This is a genomic window from Coleofasciculus sp. FACHB-1120 (genome assembly GCF_014698845.1).
In the GTDB taxonomy this organism is placed as follows: Bacteria; Cyanobacteriota; Cyanobacteriia; order Cyanobacteriales; family FACHB-T130; genus FACHB-T130.
Genome location: NZ_JACJTV010000040.1, coordinates 14,128 through 33,657, shown reverse-complemented (window position 1 = coordinate 33,657; position 19,530 = coordinate 14,128). Strand labels below are relative to the sequence as shown.

The 19,530-nt window shown below is 45.8% G+C and carries 16 protein-coding genes; 12 read left to right on the top strand and 4 right to left on the bottom strand.

The window, feature by feature from the left end:
* Nucleotides 1–188: 188 nt before the first annotated feature.
* Complete coding sequence (locus tag H6H02_RS23600; protein ID WP_190822389.1) at nucleotides 189–2,444, top strand: Tex family protein; 2,256 nt, start codon at nucleotides 189–191, stop codon at nucleotides 2,442–2,444.
* A 119-nt stretch (nucleotides 2,445–2,563) separates the two neighbouring features.
* Here H6H02_RS23600 and H6H02_RS23595 read toward each other — a convergent pair whose 3' ends face one another.
* On the bottom strand, nucleotides 2,564–3,319 hold the full coding sequence (locus H6H02_RS23595) for a class I SAM-dependent methyltransferase (RefSeq protein WP_190822387.1): 756 nt from the start codon (nucleotides 3,317–3,319) through the stop codon (nucleotides 2,564–2,566).
* Nucleotides 3,320–3,764: 445 nt separating this feature from the next.
* Here H6H02_RS23595 and H6H02_RS23590 point away from each other — a divergent pair, with 445 nt between their 5' ends.
* The 4 genes from H6H02_RS23590 (at nucleotide 3,765) to H6H02_RS23575 (ending at nucleotide 8,124) form a co-directional block, all read left to right on the top strand.
* Nucleotides 3,765–4,982: a hypothetical protein gene (locus H6H02_RS23590; RefSeq protein WP_190822385.1), complete on the top strand. Its 1,218-nt coding sequence runs from the start codon at nucleotides 3,765–3,767 to the stop codon at nucleotides 4,980–4,982.
* Nucleotides 4,983–5,047: 65 nt separating this feature from the next.
* A complete protein-coding gene (locus tag H6H02_RS23585; protein ID WP_347342642.1) occupies nucleotides 5,048–6,961 on the top strand; it encodes an iron uptake porin in 1,914 nt (637 codons plus the stop codon).
* Nucleotides 6,962–7,326: 365 nt separating this feature from the next.
* Nucleotides 7,327–7,716 carry a phage holin family protein gene (locus H6H02_RS23580; protein ID WP_190822383.1) on the top strand — a complete coding sequence of 130 codons (390 nt, stop codon included), beginning with the start codon at nucleotides 7,327–7,329 and terminating at the stop codon, nucleotides 7,714–7,716.
* A gap of 219 nt (nucleotides 7,717–7,935) precedes the next feature.
* Nucleotides 7,936–8,124 (top strand): YqaE/Pmp3 family membrane protein, encoded by a 189-nt coding sequence (locus H6H02_RS23575; protein ID WP_190822381.1) that lies wholly within the window; start codon nucleotides 7,936–7,938, stop codon nucleotides 8,122–8,124.
* A gap of 180 nt (nucleotides 8,125–8,304) precedes the next feature.
* Here H6H02_RS23575 and H6H02_RS23570 read toward each other — a convergent pair whose 3' ends face one another.
* Both H6H02_RS23570 and H6H02_RS23565 read right to left on the bottom strand, forming a co-directional pair.
* Nucleotides 8,305–9,114, bottom strand: a complete 810-nt coding sequence (locus H6H02_RS23570) for a histidine kinase (RefSeq protein ID WP_190822379.1) — start codon at nucleotides 9,112–9,114, stop codon at nucleotides 8,305–8,307.
* A 162-nt stretch (nucleotides 9,115–9,276) separates the two neighbouring features.
* A complete protein-coding gene (locus H6H02_RS23565; protein ID WP_190822377.1) occupies nucleotides 9,277–10,752 on the bottom strand; it encodes an alpha/beta fold hydrolase in 1,476 nt (491 codons plus the stop codon).
* Nucleotides 10,753–10,798: 46 nt separating this feature from the next.
* On the opposite strand from H6H02_RS23565, the gene H6H02_RS23560 reads away from it, so the two are divergent.
* The 7 genes from H6H02_RS23560 (at nucleotide 10,799) to H6H02_RS23525 (ending at nucleotide 18,248) form a co-directional block, all read left to right on the top strand.
* Nucleotides 10,799–11,101 (top strand): hypothetical protein, encoded by a 303-nt coding sequence (locus tag H6H02_RS23560; protein WP_242040848.1) that lies wholly within the window; start codon nucleotides 10,799–10,801, stop codon nucleotides 11,099–11,101.
* A 114-nt stretch (nucleotides 11,102–11,215) separates the two neighbouring features.
* Complete coding sequence (locus tag H6H02_RS23555) at nucleotides 11,216–11,482, top strand: hypothetical protein (RefSeq protein WP_190822375.1); 267 nt, start codon at nucleotides 11,216–11,218, stop codon at nucleotides 11,480–11,482.
* Between the two features lie 53 nt (nucleotides 11,483–11,535).
* Nucleotides 11,536–11,871: a cytochrome c6 PetJ gene (gene petJ, locus H6H02_RS23550; protein ID WP_190687096.1), complete on the top strand. Its 336-nt coding sequence runs from the start codon at nucleotides 11,536–11,538 to the stop codon at nucleotides 11,869–11,871.
* 59 nt (nucleotides 11,872–11,930) lie between these two features.
* The gene (locus H6H02_RS27350; RefSeq protein WP_242040847.1) at nucleotides 11,931–14,039 is read left to right on the top strand and encodes a leucine-rich repeat domain-containing protein; all 2,109 of its coding nucleotides are present in this window, start codon (nucleotides 11,931–11,933) and stop codon (nucleotides 14,037–14,039) included.
* 440 nt (nucleotides 14,040–14,479) lie between these two features.
* A complete protein-coding gene (locus H6H02_RS23535) occupies nucleotides 14,480–15,499 on the top strand; it encodes an aldo/keto reductase (RefSeq protein WP_190822373.1) in 1,020 nt (339 codons plus the stop codon).
* Between the two features lie 107 nt (nucleotides 15,500–15,606).
* Complete coding sequence (locus H6H02_RS23530; protein WP_190822371.1) at nucleotides 15,607–17,715, top strand: M3 family metallopeptidase; 2,109 nt, start codon at nucleotides 15,607–15,609, stop codon at nucleotides 17,713–17,715.
* Between the two features lie 161 nt (nucleotides 17,716–17,876).
* On the top strand, nucleotides 17,877–18,248 hold the full coding sequence (locus H6H02_RS23525) for a signal peptidase I (RefSeq protein WP_190822369.1): 372 nt from the start codon (nucleotides 17,877–17,879) through the stop codon (nucleotides 18,246–18,248).
* Nucleotides 18,249–18,282: 34 nt separating this feature from the next.
* On the opposite strand, the gene H6H02_RS23520 is transcribed toward H6H02_RS23525, so the two are convergent.
* The gene (locus tag H6H02_RS23520) at nucleotides 18,283–19,338 is read right to left on the bottom strand and encodes a DUF6745 domain-containing protein (RefSeq protein WP_190822417.1); all 1,056 of its coding nucleotides are present in this window, start codon (nucleotides 19,336–19,338) and stop codon (nucleotides 18,283–18,285) included.
* Between the last annotated feature and the right edge of the window lie 192 nt (nucleotides 19,339–19,530).

Genomic DNA, 19,530 nt, shown 5'->3' with positions numbered 1-19,530 from the left:
CTTTAATTGCTGCCAAGTTAGACTATGCTGGACAAATCGCTGCTGTGGCTGTGGGGTAGATTTGTCTAGGAGTGATGTAGTCATGGTGGCTGGTGATAAGAGCGGATACCTACCGGCCTTAGTACGAGCGATAGTATCCTAGGCAAGTCTCAGCTTATCCTTGGAAAGGCAGACTGAACGCACACGCTATGCTGAACATTCCTCAACTACTGGCACAAGAGCTTTCCCTCAAACCTTCTCAGGTGCAAAGTGCGCTGGAACTTTTCGCTGAGGGGTCAACCATTCCCTTCATTGCTCGTTATCGGAAAGAGCGGACTGGCACAATGGATGAAATCCAGCTTCGCAACCTGTCGGAGCGATTTACATACTTGACGGAGCTGGAAGAGCGCAAGGCGGCGATTCTGGAAGCGATCGCATCCCAAGGTAAACTCACCGATGAGCTGAAAGCTAAAATCGAATCCTCTGTGCAAAAAACCGAACTAGAGGATCTTTACCTACCCTACAAAACGAAGCGGCGGACACGCGCCACCATCGCTAGGGAAAAAGGACTGGAACCCTTGGCAGAGTTTATCAAGTCGCTGAACAATCGCACTGCTCAGCCTGCATCTCTGGAGTCAGAGGCGGCAAAGTATATTTCTGAAGAAAAGGGAGTGAAGACGGTGGAGGAGGCGCTTAAAGGTGCTTCTGACATTCTGGCGGAGGCGGTGTCTGAAAAAGCTGAGGTGCGATCGCATCTACGCGACTATTTGATGAACGAAGGGGTATTCGTCTCGCGCATCAAAAACGATCACCCCGAAGGTTCCACCAAATTTGAGATGTACCGAAATTTCCAGGCTTCGGTGAAAAATATTGCGCCGCACAACTTACTCGCACTGCTGCGAGGGGAAACGGAGGAAGTGTTGAACTTAGAACTTTCCTTCGATGAAGAAGTTGTCCTGTCGTATTTGGAGTCGCAGGAAATTCAAACGAAAGTCCCGGCGGTGAGAGACTTTTATCGGGGAATGCTCAAAGATGCCTTCAACCGTTTGATGAAAGCTTCCCTGATTAGCGAAGTACGTGCTGATAGAAAAGCTTATGCAGATGTCGAGTCGATAAAGACATTTGAAAGCAATTTGCGGGAGTTGCTGCTGTCGAGTCCAGGAGGGATGAAGCCAACGCTGGCAATCGATCCGGGATTTCGGACTGGCTGCAAAGTTGCCGTTCTTGATGAGACGGGGCAATTTTTAGAATACCAGGCTGTCTTTCCCCATCAAGCAGCCGAGCAGCGATTGAAGGCTGCCAGCACTATCAAGAAATTGATTGAAAAGTACAATATTCAACTAATAGCCATCGGTAATGGCACCGCCGGACGAGAGACGGATGAGTTTGTTGCAGAAATTCTCAAGACGATGGATCGCAAACCGATTAAAGTCATGGTGAATGAGTCGGGAGCATCGATTTATTCTGCGAGTGATGTCGCGATCGCAGAATTTCCTGATCTGGATATTACCGTTCGCGGTGCGATCAGCATCGGTCGTCGCTTGCAAGATCCCTTAGCCGAACTCGTCAAAATTGACCCCAAATCGATTGGCGTCGGACAGTATCAACACGATGTCGATCAAAAATTACTGAAAACGAAGCTAGATGATACAGTCGAAAGTTGCGTCAACTATGTCGGCGTAGATTTAAACACCGCCTCGAAGGAACTTTTGACCTTTGTTTCTGGGATGACGCCAACGGTTGCCAAAAATATCATTACCTATCGCAACAAGCAGGGTGCATTCAAAAACCGCCGGGAACTGATGAAAGTGCCAAAATTAGGACCAAAAGCCTTTGAACAGGCGGCTGGTTTCTTGCGGATTCGTGCTGGCGAAAATCCTTTAGATAATACAGCTGTGCATCCTGAGAGTTATGGGGTTGTACAAGCGATCGCTAAAGATTTAAATGTGCCGTTGGAGCAAATTACGCAGGTTGCAGAAAAACTCAAGTCAACTAACTTGAAGAAATACGTCACCGATACCGTCGGCGAACCAACGCTGCGCGATATTATCAGCGAACTGGAAAAACCGGGAAGAGATCCCCGCGCCGAGTTTAAGTATGCCACTTTTAAGGAAGGAGTCAAAGAAATAAGGGATCTCCAAATTGGCATGGAACTGGAAGGGATTGTGACGAATGTTGCTAACTTTGGCGCGTTTGTGGATATCGGCGTTCACCAAGATGGTTTAGTGCATATTTCGCAACTCTCTGACCGATTTGTAGACGATCCAAAACAGATTGTCAAAGTCGGACAAGTCGTGAAGGTGCGAGTTCTAGAAGTCAACGAGCAGTTGAAACGCATTAGTTTGTCGATGAAATCAGCAGGCGAAGCGAGTGGCGGAAGTGGTGTGAAAAAAACAAGCGATCGCACGCCACAAAAATCACCCACACTAAATGATTTAAAAACGAAGTTTGGTCGGAAATCTTAAGCTTCCGACTTTCTCCCATACCCCCCCAATCTCCCTTTTTTCTAGCGTAGCGGCCCGTAGCGGCGCGTAAGCGCGGGGGTTGGGGGAATTGAATATAGCAGTAGAAGCCCAAAATTTTATTATCCCTCCAGCTTCTGAAATATCATCAAATGCTGCTGAGGTAAAAAGCTTTTCGTTTCCACCCATTGCAAACCCACCGCCGACATTTCTTTACGCACTTGTTTCTGAGTCATTTTGTGCAGTGCTTTGATAAGAATAAATGGATTTTCACCGCGATACTCAACTAAAACGACACGTCCACCTGGTTTAAGCGCCTTCACAAGTGCTTCCATCACTTCTCTGGGATACTCAAATTCGTGATAAGCATCGACCATTAACGCTAAATCAACACTTGCTATCGGCAAATTTGGGTTTTTAATCGTAGCTAAAATCGGCTCGACATTCGTAATATTTTCCTCTTTTTTCATGAAATTAATTATGTCGAGCATCTCCGGTTGAACATCCACCGCCAACACCTTCCCTTGTGGCACGAGGGGAGCAATGCGAAAGCTCATGTATCCCGTCCCGGCTCCGATATCTGCCACAATATCAGTGGGTTTCAAGCCGAGGGCATTCACCACTTTAGACGGTCGTTCCTCAACTTCTCGACTCGGTCGTTCCAGCCAAAATGCTCCCTCATGTCCCATTACTTTGGCGATTTCTCGACCCATATAAAACTTGCCAATGCCTTCCGAGCTGTGGTTGCTGCGTTCCTCATAAATAGCGTTATCAGAAGCTATTACATTTGCTAGGCTCGTGTCACCAGGATTGAGCAAGAAACTGCCTAGAATTACCAAAATAATCACTGCTACACGTAATTTTTTCAAATTTTCCATCCTTGGTTTACCTGAATATGCTTACCTGAATCTGCCTCTGCCTGGTGCTATTTGCTCAACTTAGCACCCAGACAGCTAGGAGCATATCATTCGATTCCTTCAAATCTTCCGAATTCTCGAAGAAACGGCTGTATGAAGAGTCAGATGTAATTCGGAAGTAGTTGGTAATGGGTAGTAAAGCGGCTACAAGAGCAGCATCGCGCCTATCTACAGAGACTATTTGTATAAACAATTACAACAATATCTGGGGTAAGAAGGTAAGCGATGTATTCTCTATTTGTTAAAAAATTTTAACTTTTTACATCAGGATTTGGAAAATTTTTAGGAGTTTTTTCATTGAAATTCCTCAGTAGCTGTAGGCTGAAAATGCTCGTAAATTAAGTATTTTGTAGGCATTTACCTTTTTGCTTAGCTGACATAAATTCATCATTCAAGGTATGCAACGGTGGCAAAACAGATTTGGTCATTAAGTCTAAGTTTTATTATTGCCAGTCTTTTACAGATGTATGGAATGTCTCCGAGTCTGGCTCAGCAAGATGAACTTACCCGTGCTGAAGTTTACAAACTGTTAAATAATGTCCAACTGCTATTAAGAAACAAGCCAGCCCGACCTGCCAAAAAAGCGGATGTATTAGCTCCTAGAGATGCCCTACAGACGGCGGCACGTGCGAGGGCGGAACTACTCTTTAATGAAGGCTCTCTGGCGCGAATCGATCAGAGTACCACCTTCCTATTTAAGCCAGGGCTGCGCCGCTTTCAACTCACAAATCGCGTTGCTACTGAAACAGTATTACAACTGAAAGATGGCATCGCCCTCGTGATTAATCCACCCGGTAGTGCCGTGACGACTGTGGAAACGCCAACCAGTACAATCCAGCTTCAGTCGTTACCAACCCCTGCCGCACCAGGTAGTCCCGCCGCACCGCCTTTATCGCCATCGCAGGGTAGCAGTGCCGTCATGGTCGTGTACAACGCTGCGACGAACACGGCACAACATTTTGCCCTCACGGATGGCGTGACAATCGCGACTCCGACGGGCAGTAATCCCGTTTCCCTGAAAGGGGGGCAGGTTGTAGTTGCCTCAGCCGGTGGGGTGGGAAATCCAGTAGAATTCGACCTTCAGGGGTTTTATAGCACGATTACGCTAGCAGCAGGTCTGGGGCCGGGGCAAGAAAGCATCGTTGCTCAAGAGTCTTATGAGGTTCAGCAGACACTCAATTTTGTTCGGATTGATACGTTGGCAGCAGTCAGAAATCAAGTTAGAAGAATCAGTAGCTTTGAGGCAACTTTCTTAAGAGATGCTCTGACGGGTGGGGATAGTAACTTTGATGGGCAAAAAGGGAAAACATCCGTTTTGATTTTCAACCCAAGCGTTACTACTGGAGTTTTCACGAGAACAGGCGAAAATACTGCTACTTTTACGGCGACTAATGGAACAGTTAGCAACATTAGTGTAGATTTCGATACCCAATCCACCACAATTAATAACAATGCGGGGGTCTCTAATTCAGTTGGATTGAGCGGTAATAATGCATCCGCCACAGTTATCAATGCAAATGGTACAGTCACTAAAATTCAGGTTTTTGGTGTAGGAGGAAAAGAACCGAATGTCGGCAGTTCTTTTCCGGGGACGCTGACAACTGGGATTGCACCTGATAGCTGACCAACTTTCAGTAGATTATCATGGCAAAAATTTTAGGCTTTTATTCGCAAGTGTGAGGTAACAATGTGGACACTAAAGATTTTTTATTCTTATTCGGAGTATCAGCTTTATTTTTATCTAAACCAGCGATCGCTACAAATCCGACTGATGGACTCATCCCACTCGGAGATTCTGAAGTAACCGAGGAAAATGAGCGGCGGATTACGCCCTTAGTCTCCCCACAGAATAGTGTAACTAGCATTCCAGAAAGCTCTCCAGAACAGTCTTCGCCCGATTTTTCCTCATCCCTAACGCCTAAAAGCACACTTGTTCAACCGATTGGGATTGCAGACAATCCTCGTGTAACTGCAAGCTCAATTTCATCTGGTGCTGAAGAAATACACCCTGAGGAAATACACGCTGAGGAAATATACGCTGAGGAGATTGTGCAGACGACTTCAGAAGACGCGATCGCGCCGAATGCGATCGCTCCAGTCTCACCCGATCTTCTCACTCAGAATCAGGTAGAACCGGAACCTGGTTCGCCTGAAAACAGTATGGAGCAGGTGACACCCGTATTTCAACTGTCGGATGTGCAGCTGAGTGACTGGGCGTATCAGGCATTGCGATCGCTTGTAGAACGTTACGGCGCAATTTCTGGTTATCCAGATGGAACTTTTAGAGGAAATCGTGCCTTAAGCCGCTACGAATTTGCGGCTGGATTGAATGCAGCCTTGGAAAAAATTCGAGAAATAAAGGCTTCTGGGTTAATTGATAAAGTCCGTAAAGAAGACTTAGAAACCTTGCAAAAACTTCAAACAGATTTTGCGACCGAACTGGCTACTTTGCGAGGTCGTATCGATAATCTCGAAGCTCGGACGGCTCATTTAGAAGCGCACCAGTTTTCTACAACTACAGTCTTGGGAGGAGAAGTCATCTTAGGATTGCAAACAGCTTTTGGAGGCGACCCTCCTGGAAGAGGAGAAAGTAACACCGTTCTCACTCATCTGACGCAATTGCAACTCCTTTCTTCTTTTACAGGTAAAGATGTCCTGCGATTAGGACTTGCAACGGGTAATTTTGCGAATCGCGGCTTTACAAATGTTGAGTCGCTCAATACCAATATGGCTCTGCTTTCTTATCAAGCCGATTTGGACAATCAACTTGAGCTGAATTCGCTGGAATATCGATTTTCTGGTTTTGGCGATCGCATTGTTTTCACTCTCAAACCTGTCGGCTTTAGCTTAAGCAGTGTTCTGAGCATTAATACTCCTTATTCTGATGCTGGACAGGGAGCCATTTCGCGTTTTGCGGGCGGAAATCCCGTGTTTAAAATTGGGAATTTGGATGCTGGATTAGGTTTTGATTGGTTGCTTTCAAATAAAGTTCGCTTACAATTTGCTTATGGAACGAGGAATGCGAATAATGGTGAAGAAGGTTTATTGAGTTCGGATCATAGTGCTTTGGGAGTGCAGCTTTTACTTAAACCCAGCTCCAGCATCATCACTGGTTTAGCTTATGTAAATGCTTATTCTAGCGATGGTCGATTAGATACTTTTACAGGTAGCAATAATGCAGATGTTTCGGGGGGTTTTAATGAGCCTTCCCAAATTCATGCTGTCAGCGCTACTTTCCAATGGCGATTGAATCCTAACATTACGTTTGGGACTTGGGGCGGTGCCATTTTAACCAATTCTCTGAACTCCGATGCTCTGGCTTTAACCACCACTTACCTTTTTTCTTTAGGTTTCTCCGATCTATTTGGCAGACAAGGAGATTTGCTTGCTTTCCTAGTGGGTCAACCGCCGCGGTTAAATGCAGGTCTTCTAATTGAAGATGTGGATGATGGAAATTCCTTGCATTACGAGGTTTTTTATCGCTTTCGCGTCAGCGATAATCTATCGATAACTCCAGCTTTTTTTATGGTTACTGATCCTGGACATATTTCCAGGAATAACGATATTTTTGTAGGAGCAATTCGGACTACTTTGAGCTTTTAGTTATTAATCGCATAAAGCCTCTAAATGAAATGGTACTGATTTAAGCTTAACTTTATCTCTGCCCTGAAATAATTCATGTGGCTCATCGCTAAAGTTAGCGGAACTCAACTGGCTAGGGATTTCAAACCGTTTCAACGAGTTTGCGCGGTGAAGCCTGAATTAAAATTCAAGCCTCTTAAGCCAGTGCCATTCAGCCTAGATGAGGTCGTGCGAAAACATCATATTTTTGAAATTATTTTTATCCAGTGCCATGCGATCACATTTAGAAAAAATCTACCTTCGTAGGGAGGTTGAAGGCTAGGCGATCGCTGAGCATAGTAACAGGACTTTAAAATTTTCTATTGCGTCGATTTAAGGGAAAAACCATGATGGGAACATTTTTTACTTGGCTAGCTACGGCTCTTAGCCTGCTGATTGTTGATTTAGTTGTCCCAGGCGTTGATATTGCTACATTTCCCGCTGCTTTAATTGCTGCTGTGGCGATTGGACTCGTCAATGCCTCAGTTAAGCCAACTCTATCTTTCCTATCTATGCCGCTGAACTTTGTCAGCTTAGGAACGTTTTCGCTCGTCGTTAACGGGATCTGTTTTTGGCTAGCTTCAATTTTGGTTCCAGGATTTGCAATGCGGGGAATTCTAGCTTTTCTGTTGGCACCCGTTGTCCTGTCTTTTGCGAATACTTTCATCAGCAAATACTTTGCTGAGAGAAATCTAGGTGTACTAACCGGCAGCAGCAGTGAGTTAAAAACGAACTAAAGCTTAATCTCTATCCAGAGACGTAGAAGTGATGAGAGGTTAAAAGGAGGAAAGCTAAATGCTGTTTCTCCTTTTTTCGTTTGGAGGCGGCAAAGATGAATGTAGTTTTGTATACTATCCAATCCAAACGAAGATAATTCGTTAGAGGGAGGTCTTCAATTACTTGATTTAGGAGAATAGAACTGATAAGAGTTTAAATAAGAAAGTTGAAGTAGTCTCATGAAATTAGCCCGAATTCTTGCTGGTATTCTCGTGCCTCCTTTAGGGATCTTTCTAACCGTTGGTGTGGGTCCAACTTTATTCATTAACATTTTGCTCACGGTTCTGGGTTGGGTTCCCGGCAGTATTCATGCACTTTGGGTAATCGTGAAGCACGATGAAAGAATGGATAGAGAAGGCGTATACTAAGCCAAGGTTATGGTTAGACGCTTCTTCCCTTGTATCTGTAGTCTACCTCTGTAGAGGTAAGGGCAAGTGGTGAGGGCAGCGTCTATTTTGGTGATGGTTGCGCGGCAAAAGCCGACTACAGATTTAAAAATTCAGTTTTAAAAAACAGAACCGGCCAAGACTTAGCCGGTTCTGTTTTTATTAATGGTGGGAATCTTTAGGAGTGCCTGATTTACTGACAGGTTCCTTTTCTCGGATCGCATCTGCTGCTGTTCGTAACAACTCACTTAAGATTTGCCGTACCTGACGTTCTTTTTTAGCGATCGCTACCCCAGCATCACCCAGTTTTTCTTCAACCTGCGATCGCTTTTCTTCTACCTGCTGAACCATTACTTCAGCTTGAGGTCGAGAACGGTCGTACCAGTGCTTCGCTTCATCCAGGTACCCTTTCACATCCTCGGCGCGTCCCCCGTAACGTGCAGCTAAATTCGCTCGGAGAATCGCTAGTTGAGCTTGCAGTTGAGCATAACGCTCTTTCAGCGATGCGACTTCGTCACTGTTTTTAAGGTTATTAATTGCAGATTCCAGGGCAGTTTTGGTAGAAGGCGAGGTATCTTTACCAGATTCTTCGATGTCTACTAGCAGTTTATCAATCTCTTGCTGGAGTTCATTTTCTTCGTTGTCCAGTTGAGCCTGTAGCTGTTTAACCTCTGCTTGCGTTTTCGCAATATTTCGATGTCTGATATGGCTAAAGCCTTCAACCGCTCCCTCAATGGTAGCCGCGACTTCTTCTTTCAGTTCGCCACCTTTTTCCTGCAAGTTTTCCAGAACAACGGAAACCGCATCTTTAACAATTGAGCGAAGTTCGGTGGAACCTTCCTTAAACTCCGAACCCACCTGAGATACAGCAGATTGAACAATTTCTCGAATTCGCTCGGCTCTTAGCTGTCCGGTTTCTTTGGCTTGATGGAGATCCGTTGTAATTTGTTCTTTGATTTTATTATTAGACATTTTCTTCCTCGGTTTGTAGTAGTTGATTTAGATGAAGCTTTAATTAAACTACTTGTACAAGCTGTCTATCAAAAAAAGCTGAGAATCCGCTTCCTCTATCGTGGCGCAATCGCTTCAAAATCGGTACTTCCTTTAGGTAGAAAACTTCTAATTCTGTATTCGCTAACTAGCGAGCGGGAAAGCAGCAGCGATCGCCCAACCAAAAAACAAGGCACTCCCCAGTGCGTAACTCCACACATTATTAAGCTGGCTGCCAGCAAAGGAGAAAATCCCCATCGCTAGCGGAAATAGCGGCAGCAACAGGTAAATAAAACCAAGTTTCGGAACCAAGTACACCGCCAAAATAAAGCCGCCTACTAGCAGCACGCTTTGCCACAACCACCACGCTGCCCGCGAGAGTACCCCGGCATCCTGTTGTGCCACTCCCGACGCTAGAAACCAGGGAAGGCAAGCCAACGACAGCAAAGGCCAAAGCTTCAGACGTGCCGGAATTAGCCACCATTGCAGCCACACCGACTGTGCCATTGCCCCAAAACCCACCCAAAGCAGTACAAACAGCCCTAAGCCTATCCCTAGCGCCCTGAGTGTAGGACGTTGTAGGCGCAAGAGAATCCCCAACCAGACGACGCCTGCCACAAAGAACCAAATTCCGATTGCACCGCCGACAAGGACGCCGCCCAAGCTGTCAATTTCCCCCATCCGGCTCAGTAATAGGAGTGAAGCGCTGGCAAGGAATGGAGCTAACAGCGAACCTAGCAAGCTTTGTAGCGGATGCACCCTTGGCTTGGGTGTAGTCGCCGGGTCAGCAACAGCAGGGGCAATGGCGAAAAGGAACAACAGCCACGCCAACAAATGCAAGGCATACCAAGCCATCCGACGGTCAATATAGTTACTGCTACTCTGAATTCTGAAGGTAGCATCGAGCCACGTTCGGGCAGCTTGGTGGCTGATATTGCGGAGGAGAATAGTGATGTGTTCGGCGTTCGGGATGATAACGAGCGATCGCGCCCTTCCCCCAGCAAAGTTATCGTTTTCTCCTCCCGCCGCCGCCAGCAAGCGCTGGGCATTCGCCACAAATCCACCTTCCCAACTCCCGGCTTGTAGCTGAAGATTGCGCGGGATAGAAGGCGTGACTCCCGCACCCGTCGGCGAGACGGCAACCGTTGCCGCAAAGCGGTCTGGATTGCGGATAGCCGCCGACATCACCGCCCCACTACCCATTGAGTGCCCCAGCAGTGCCAAGCGGCTGGGATCGACCTCTGGTTGCTCCAACAGGGCTGCATAAGCCACATTCAGGTCTTGTTGAAGTGTATCGCGCTCTAGGGGTGCTGGATTCGCACCATGTCCGCCGAAATCCCACAATATCACCGCATACCCCGCGTGCGCCAAAACGTGCGCGTAACCCAGCATTAACTGCTTAGAACCCGCATAGCCGTGTGCTACCAGCACACCAGGTATCTTCTCAGAACCCTGTTCAAAACCCTCTGGTGCGACGTACAGCATCGGCAACCCTTTATCTGAGAATGTATCTGAAAATGTTCGCGTCACCAATCCAGTCCGCGCCGCCGCCACCCCCCACCAGGAAAGTGCAATCAGCAACAGCGCCACAATTAGCGAAAATAAGCGCTTGCGAGTCATATCAATCCTTAACTCCGGAGTTAGGCTTAGGGTGATAACCCTTGATATGATGCATCAGATTGCGTCAGAGAAACTCAGAGTTTTCGCGATCGCAACATCCCCAATCTCAATGGAGACTGAAGTTATGTGGCTGGTAACGATTCACTGTTCGGGCGATGCGTGGAAACAGAATGGGACTACCTGTAAGGCGATCGCAGACAAGTATCACAGCACTTGTATCTCTTCCAAAAAAACGCCAGACGGTCAGCGCTTCATGGAATACAAGGTTGAAGAGGTCGGAGACGCCGAATCTTTCCAAGACGAGTGTTTAAGTCTTGAAGGATTCACGGCTTCCTTTGAGGCACTTTGACATGAAGCACTTTGACCTCGGTGCTTTTGGTCGCTTGCTTTTCCGAATCATTTCCCCCATTCCCACCCACCGCTTAAGCTTCAAATTAGGAAGTCAAGAAAGAAGCCCAAGCTTATGTTTAAAGTTATCACCCGTGAATTTTCCCAAGAGTTTGAAAGATGGACGGACGCATTAAATACAGCTAAGTCGCTGCAACCGAAATGCAAAGGTCTGTTTCAAGATATCCGTATTTTTGATGGCAAAGAACTGGTATGGGTGTACAGCCGTTCTCATACTTATCCTCAATTTGTTGGCCCTGGCACCTATAACAGATTGGCACGCTTATTTCTTCAGGAAGCGATAGAAGACGGCGAAGTTGATGGAGAAGACACCGATTCATAAAATAGCGGATGTGCCGCTGGTGATTAATTTAATCAAAACCGAGGAAAAGTCCCTTGAGGAAGCTATTAACCGTCTTACTTCTAACTTTCACCGTGCTAATTGCCTTTAGCGTTCCAGCTTTAGCCGCAGATACTGCTAACGGTGCCAAAATCTTTAGCGTCCAGTGTGCAGGCTGTCATCTCAACGGCGGCAATATTATCAGACGCGGGAAGAATCTGAAACTCAAGGCATTAAAACGAAATGACATGGATAACGTGGATGCGATCGCGTCCATCGTCGCCAACGGCAAAAACAATATGTCCGCCTACAAAGACCGCCTCAGTGAACAAGAAATCCAAGCTGTTTCCGCTTACGTGTTAGAACAAGCTGAAAAAGACTGGCGCTCTTAACAAGTTGCTGGTTACTGACACCTAACTAAGAAACACAAATTTCAGTCGAGAGGTGATAAATGTCTGAGCCACAGCAACAACAAAGCCCAATTTTTAACAGCTTTGCTGACTGGTGTTTGCACAAAGATAGCCTCTCAGAAGCAGCAAGACACACAGTTGAGGTGCTGTTAGAGGAAGCTGACACTTGGGACTGCTATGAAGCGGATCTGATACTTTCATACTGCACAGAGCTGGATCTCAGCAGTAATGAAATTACCGACTTGAATCCGCTTTCTGGGTTAACCAACCTCACCCAACTGTATCTACATAACAATTGGATTACCGACTTGAGTCCGCTTTCTGGGTTAACCAACCTTACCCAACTGTCTCTTGGTGAAGAGATTAATGACTTGAGTCCGCTTTCTAGGTTAACCAACCTCACCCAACTGAATCTCTATTTCAATAAAATTACCGATTTGAGTCCACTTTCTGGGTTAACCAACCTCACCCAACTGGATCTCGGTAGTAATCAAATTAACGACTTGAGTCCTCTTACTGGGTTAACCAACCTCACCCAACTGGATCTACATAACAATTCGATTACCGACTTGAGTCTGCTTTCTGGGTTAACCAACCTCACCCAACTGAATCTCTATTACAATAAAATTACCGAATTGAGTCCGCTTTCTGGGTTAACCAACCTCACCCAACTGGATCTCGGTAGTAATAAAATTACCGAATTGAGTCCACTTTCTGGGTTAATAAACCTCACCCAACTGCATCTAAATAACAATCAAATTACCGAATTGAGTCCGCTTTCTGGGTTAACCAACATCACCCATCTGCATCTCTACAACAATCAAATTACCGAATTGAGTCCGCTTTCTGGGTTAACCAACCTCACCCATCTGAAACTCGGTGGTAATCAAATTACCAAATTGAGTCCGCTTTCTGGGTTAACCAACCTCACCCAACTGGGGCTTGGTGGTAATCAAATTACCGAATTGAATCCGCTTTCTGGGTTAATCAACCTCACCCAACTGTATCTCCGAGGTAATCCAGTTTTTAATCGAAGTTTGTTGCGATCGCTTCAAGAGAAATGGCGCACTTTCTCAACGAAGCCGATCGATTTTCAAAAAGCCAAAAAAGCTATCAAATCTGTCTATGCAAGGATTGGCAGAGAAGAACCAGAAGTTCTTTTTTACCGTAGTCCACAGGCAGGATGTACTCAACTATTCAACTTGCTCAAACTAGACAATACACCGGAAGAACAAAGATTTGAGAAGCTGAAATCCCTGCTTGTGTGGGGAGAGTCACTATCAAAGCAGCTCCAATGGTTTTTGGAAGGACTTCCGTGTCAAGCGTTGTGGAATCATATCCGGAATGAAATAGCGCCAGAGCAGATAGAACTAGAGCTGACAGCAGGAGACGAAGAAGGATGGTGGGAGCTGGATGAATTAATTAATCATTCTCTAGAACTCATCGGAGCTGATTTCAGCTCTTTTGATGCAGAGGATATTTATCCAGTCACTCCCACAGAGATTTTTAAGCAAATCTACGCAACTGAATTTTATGTTTCTTCGTTAGGTGTCACTCTCGACCAAAAGACACAGGAAGCATTTGACTGTCTGAACCAGCTTTTCGAGCATTGTGGTTTGATTTTCCCGTTTGAGAAGGTTTGTGTAGTATGCGATCGCCCTACTAAGCTTTCTCTTGACAGCCAAGATCGCCTCCACGCCGAAGGTGAACCCGCGATTCAGTTTGCTGATGGATGGCATACGGGATATTATTATCACGGTGTGAAGTTGCCTGAAAAATATGGCAAATTGCATCCCCATCAATGGCAGGCGCAATGGATTTTAGAAGAAGACAACGCCGAACTGAGGCGAGTATTAATTCAGGGGATTGGCTATGCACGAATTTGTCAAGAATTACAAATAACTGAATTAGATTCCTGGCAAGAATACACCTTGCTAAAACTTGATGCTGATATTGATGGTTTCCAGCCTGACGATTTTGATGATGATGATGCTCCTCAAAAAGAGCCAATTCACTTGCTAAAAATGACCTGTCCTAGCACAAGGTTTATTCATGCTATGCGAGTTCCACCGGATATTACATCGGCTCGTGCAGCGATTCGCTGGATTAATTGGGACATCGATCCAGAAGAATTTTCTGTGCAAACTTGAATAGTAAGTTTTAGAGTAATTAATCACAGATATACACTGATAAATTATCTTGCGTTTCTTTGTGATTGAATTTTAAAAATATTGATTTATAGCGGTACTTACTTAAATAAAATATAGACCTAACCCCTAGCCCTTTACCTACTAGGGAAACTACCGTGTATACATAAGTCTTCTTGAACTTGCAAGTCCCGTTTTGATCCCCCCAACCCCCCTTAAAAAGGGGGGCAATCAAGTCAAAGTCCCCCTTTTTAAGGGGGATTTAGGGGGATCAATTAACGTTTTGCCAATTAATGAAAGATGTGTATACACCGTAGACTAGGGAAGGGGGAAAGCCCCTCTCCTTGTAGGAGAGGGGTTTGGGGAGAGGTTAAGTTTGTGTATCGCATCCAACTTCTGACGCTATAGGCAATAATTTTATCTATACATAACAAAACGTCAACATGAACTTACCCGAATCAAGCAGATTACAATTTACCCCAGATTTGAATATCTGCCGCGTACTGAATGGAATGTGGCAAGTGTCAGGCGCACATGGAAGAATTGACTCAAAAGCTGCGATCCAAAATATGTTTGATTACATGGATGCAGGCTTTACCACTTGGGATTTAGCAGACCATTATGGCCCTGCTGAGGACTTTATTGGAGAGTTCCGACGGCAATTGGTAGCAAGTCGTGGTGAAGAAGCGCTGTCAAATTTGCAAGCTTTCACAAAATGGGTGCCAAGACCCACTAAAATGACGCGCAAGTTGGTAGAGGATAACATTAATATTTCCCTAAGAAGAATGGGAGTTGATTCTCTTGACTTGATGCAGTTTCATTGGTGGGATTACCGCGATAAAAACTACTTGGATGCGCTCAAGTATATGGCGGAACTCCAAGAGGAGGGAAAAATCAAGCATCTAGCTTTGACAAATTTTGATACAGAACGTCTGAAAATTATTACCGAAGCAGGTATCAAAATTGTGTCCAATCAGGTGCAATTTTCACTAATTGACCAGCGTCCCTTAGTGAACATGGTGCAATTTTGTCAAGAGAATAACATCAAGCTTTTTGCTTACGGGACACTCTGCGGCGGCTTGCTGTCAGAAAAGTATCTGGGACAACCAGAACCGCGAGCAGGAGAACTAAAGACTGCTAGCTTGCGAAAATACAAGAATATGGTGGATGCGTGGGGTGGTTGGAGTTTATTTCAAGAGTTACTTGCTGTCCTCAAAGAGATTGCCCACAAGCACGGGGTAAATATCTCGAATGTGGCGGTGCGTTATATTCTAGAGCAGCCAGCAGTCGCGGGTGCAATCGTCGGCGCACGGTTAGGGGTGTCGGAGCATATCGAAGACAATGCCAGGGTGTTTGATTTGATACTGGATGCAGAGGATGATCGGCGAATGAATGCGATCGCTCAACAATCGCGCGATCTCTACCAGGTCATCGGTGACTGCGGCGACGAGTACCGACGATAAGCCGCAACTTCGCTACGGTTAACCACCCTGTAAGGGTAGCTGATTTTTTTCTTAAGATCGGATAACAAGGACGATTCAGCCCAATAACGTTTACAAGCAAATCACCTATGAGTGCAAACGCCATTATTACTGATAACCCGTTACTCATCGGCAAAGGGCTGCCCCCATTTGATGCCATCAAGCCGGAACACGTCGTTCCGGCGATGACGCAGCTACTGGCTGAACTAGAACAGGAACTTGCCACCCTAGAAACCCAGGTAGAACCGACTTGGAGCGGTTTAGTCGATCCACTCCAACAACTGGTAGAACGCTTAACCTGGAGTTGGGGGATTGTCGGTCATTTGATGGCTGTGAAGAATAGCCCCGAAATCCGCGAAGCGCACGAAACCGTGCAGCCAAAAGTGGTGCAGTTTTCCAACCAGCTGAACCAAAGTAAGCCGCTGTATGAAGCATTTAAAGCGCTGCAAAATAGTAACGCTTGGGATAGCCTAGAACCAGCCCAAAAGCGGATTGTAGAATCAGCAATCAAAGATGCCGAACTTTCCGGTGTTGGGTTGGAAGGAGAAAAGCGCGATCGCTTCAACGCGATTCAACTCGAATTAGCAGAACTTTCCACTAAGTTCTCGAACCACGTCCTCGACGCCACCAAAGCATTTAGCTTAACCCTCACTAACAAAGACGAAGTTGACGGCTTACCGCCCAGTTTAGTGAGTCTAGCCGCTCAAACTGCCCGTGCTGCTGGCGAAGAAAATGCCACCCCTGAAAATGGCCCTTGGCGCATCACCCTGGATTTTCCCAGCTTTGGCCCTTTCTTGCAGCACAGCACCCGTCGGGACTTGCGCGAAAAGCTTTATAAAGCCTATGTCAGCCGTGCATCGAGTGGCGAGTTAGATAACACCCCACTCATTGAGCGCATATTGGAACTGCGCCAAGAAAAGGCAAGGCTACTCGGTTTTGACAGTTTTGCCGAGTTAAGCCTAGCCCGAAAAATGGCTCCTAGCGTTGAAGCAGTTGAGGCGTTACTAGATGAACTGCGCGGCGCTAGTTATGATGCGGCTAAGAAGGAATTAGAAGAATTAAAAGCGTATGCTGCAAGTAAAGGAGCCGCAGAAAGCACCGACTTGAAGCACTGGGATATCAGTTTTTGGTCGGAACGCCAGCGGGAAGAAAAGTTCGCCTTCAGTGCAGAAGAGTTACGCCCTTACTTCCCCCTACCACAAGTGCTAGATGGGCTATTCAGCCTCGTCAAGCGGTTATTTGGCGTTACCGTCACGGCGGCTGATGGTCAAGCCCCAGTGTGGAATGAGGATGTGCGTTACTTCCAGATTGCCGATGAAACAGGGAATGCGATCGCATACTTCTATTTAGATCCTTTTAGCCGTCCAGCCGAAAAGCGCGGCGGCGCTTGGATGGATGAGTGCCTCGTCCGTGCCAAAATTATCGAAGCTGGCACCCCCACCACCCGCTTACCCGTTGCTTATTTGGTCTGCAACCAAACCCCCCCAGTCGATGGCAAACCCAGCTTGATGACCTTTGGTGAGGTTGAAACCTTATTCCACGAGTTCGGTCACGGCTTGCAACATATGCTGACCAAGGTGGATTATCCTGGTGCGGCAGGCATCAATAATGTGGAATGGGATGCGGTAGAATTACCCAGCCAGTTCATGGAAAACTGGTGCTATGACCGACCCACATTAATGGGAATGGCGAAGCACTACGAAACTGGGGAAACCTTACCAGAGCATTATTACCAAAAGCTTTTGGCAGCACGCAACTACATGAGCGGGACTGGCACCCTGCGGCAATTGCACTTTAGCTTAGTGGATATCGAACTGCACCATCGCTATCAACCGGGTGGGAATGAAAGTGTGGCTGATGTGCGAAACCGCATTGCCAAAACCACGACAATTTTGTCTCCTCTGCCAGAAGATGCCTTTTTATGCGGGTTTGGACATATCTTTGCGGGCGGCTATGCAGCGGGTTATTACAGCTACAAGTGGGCTGAAGTTCTCAGTGCTGATGCCTTTGCCGCTTTTGAAGACGCTGGCTTAGAAGATGAGACGGCTGTAGCTTCTACAGGTAAGCGCTTCCGCGACACCGTGTTGGCGTTGGGTGGTAGCTTGCACCCAATGGAAGTGTTCAAGTCCTTCCGAGGACGCGAACCGAGTACGGAGCCTTTACTGCGTCATAGCGGCTTAGCCGTGGCATCGCGTTAAGGAACCATTTCGCTGGGAGTAGAAATTTAGAGTAGAAACTCCATCCTGTAGAGACGTAAAATTTTGCGTCTCTACAATTTTGCATATTTTGCACGGTTCTTATGTAAAAATTTTGCTGATTTTTATAGAATTAATGCTTGCATAGAAGCAAGGATGAACGAATGCAGTCTAAAGTTGTTGTTGGGAATGCTCATAGTGAAGGCGCAAACCGTTCTGGTTGGTTTCTCGGTCATTTTATAAACCCAATCGATGACATTCGTTCGACTTCCGACCTAGAAGTGAAATGGGGGATGCACCCAGCAGGAGACGGTCGATCTGAGTGGGCAATGAACGAGGAAGCAACGACACTTTCTATCCTAATTAAAGGAAGATTTCGCGTTCAATTTCCAGAACAAGAAGTCATATTGTCTCGTGAAGGCGACTACGTTCTCTGGTCTCCAGGCGTGCCCCATTCTTGGTCTGCTGAGTCAGATTGTACGATTCTGACTGTCCGCTGGCCCTCGAAATCGGGAGATAGTGTTGCAGTTAGCTGATTGCATTCAATATCGCGTTAATCCTCAAAAAATTTCATGTTTGCACGGAAAATTCTTCTGGATTAATTCCCCAATTTACCCATGCGATCGCTTCCCGTGCCGATATCATCTCAGGTGGTACGCGCAACACATGAATAAATCCAGTGCTTGGGCAAGTCATCTTCAACAGATAAATTGGCTCAACATCAATATCAGTATCAATTTTTAATAAAGTGTATTCTTGATAAGAATCTAACTCAATTGCTCCTAATTCCTGAGCAATTCTATCGTAGCCAATACCCTGAATTAGCACTCGCCGCAGTTCGGCGTTATCTTCTTCTATTAGCCATTTAGCTTCCCACTGGTTCGGGTGCAGCTTACCGTATTTTTCAGGTAATCCTACCCCATGAGAGGCGTAGAGGCTGTAGCCGTCTGCAAACTGGATCGCGGGTGCGCCTTCCGCGTGGAGGCGCTGCTGGTTGTCCAAGGAGAGGACGCGAGGGCGATCGCAAATAAAGCAAATCTTTTCAAAAGGGAAAGTCCATCCACAATTTTTAACTAGAGATTCAAAGGTATAACTAATTTTACGAGAAAACCTAGAATTTAATATAGACTGACAACAGTCAATAAAAATGTATATGCGCCATACGTCTATCTGAATCATGAAATCTAGCACATCAAGAGTTACATCAAAATCTATATCAATAAAAGTTTGATGCAGCTCGTACTGCATAATTTCATAATAGGGAATCCTTTCCGGCAAATCCAACAATTCAATAACATTTTTATAATCAAGAATCTCAGGCTGTTTTTTCCATTCGTCACTATATTTATTAAAAAAGCATTCATTGAACGAGTAAGCTTCCTTGGTTAAGATGTTTTTATTGTAGGGTAAGTTGAAAATAGTTGTTAATGCCTTGTAAGGACTAGAGCAAAAAATGACCTCTGGTTGCTGCCAATTAATCAAATCATAAATTGCTTTTACCGCTTCAGCAGCTTTTTCTCTGTCAATTGGTTCAGTTGAATATGCTATTTTTCTCCACTTCTCCCGATAAACCGGAATCAAAGATTCTTGCTCTGGAGTCAGCTTTTCAATCTTTTCCTGTGACATACTGCGGCGGCTTTGCTTAATAAAAAAATAAAATTTGTAGGGGCGAAGCATTCGAGCCACAAGATAAGCTTCTCAACCAAGATTCTTATACCCGAATGCTTCGCCCTACCCCACAGATAACCAGTATCCACTAAATTTCAATATTAAAAGCCGACAGGGCGAAGCATTCGGGAATAGATATTTGCAATTACC

Bases quoted from the DNA above. Each gene is read 5' to 3' on its own strand.
- H6H02_RS23535 (WP_190822373.1), top strand. From the start codon at position 14,480: ATGAACTTACCCGAATCAAGCAGATTACAATTTACCCCAGATTTGAAT.
- H6H02_RS23520 (WP_190822417.1), bottom strand. From the start codon at position 19,338: ATGTCACAGGAAAAGATTGAAAAGCTGACTCCAGAGCAAGAATCTTTG.
- H6H02_RS23525 (WP_190822369.1), top strand. From the start codon at position 17,877: ATGCAGTCTAAAGTTGTTGTTGGGAATGCTCATAGTGAAGGCGCAAAC.
- H6H02_RS23555 (WP_190822375.1), top strand. From the start codon at position 11,216: ATGTTTAAAGTTATCACCCGTGAATTTTCCCAAGAGTTTGAAAGATGG.
- H6H02_RS23580 (WP_190822383.1), top strand. From the start codon at position 7,327: ATGATGGGAACATTTTTTACTTGGCTAGCTACGGCTCTTAGCCTGCTG.
- H6H02_RS23600 (WP_190822389.1), top strand. From the start codon at position 189: ATGCTGAACATTCCTCAACTACTGGCACAAGAGCTTTCCCTCAAACCT.
- H6H02_RS23595 (WP_190822387.1), bottom strand. From the start codon at position 3,319: ATGGAAAATTTGAAAAAATTACGTGTAGCAGTGATTATTTTGGTAATT.
- H6H02_RS23565 (WP_190822377.1), bottom strand. From the start codon at position 10,752: ATGACTCGCAAGCGCTTATTTTCGCTAATTGTGGCGCTGTTGCTGATT.
- H6H02_RS23575 (WP_190822381.1), top strand. From the start codon at position 7,936: ATGAAATTAGCCCGAATTCTTGCTGGTATTCTCGTGCCTCCTTTAGGG.
- H6H02_RS23530 (WP_190822371.1), top strand. From the start codon at position 15,607: ATGAGTGCAAACGCCATTATTACTGATAACCCGTTACTCATCGGCAAA.
- H6H02_RS27350 (WP_242040847.1), top strand. From the start codon at position 11,931: ATGTCTGAGCCACAGCAACAACAAAGCCCAATTTTTAACAGCTTTGCT.
- H6H02_RS23560 (WP_242040848.1), top strand. From the start codon at position 10,799: ATGATGCATCAGATTGCGTCAGAGAAACTCAGAGTTTTCGCGATCGCA.
- H6H02_RS23570 (WP_190822379.1), bottom strand. From the start codon at position 9,114: ATGTCTAATAATAAAATCAAAGAACAAATTACAACGGATCTCCATCAA.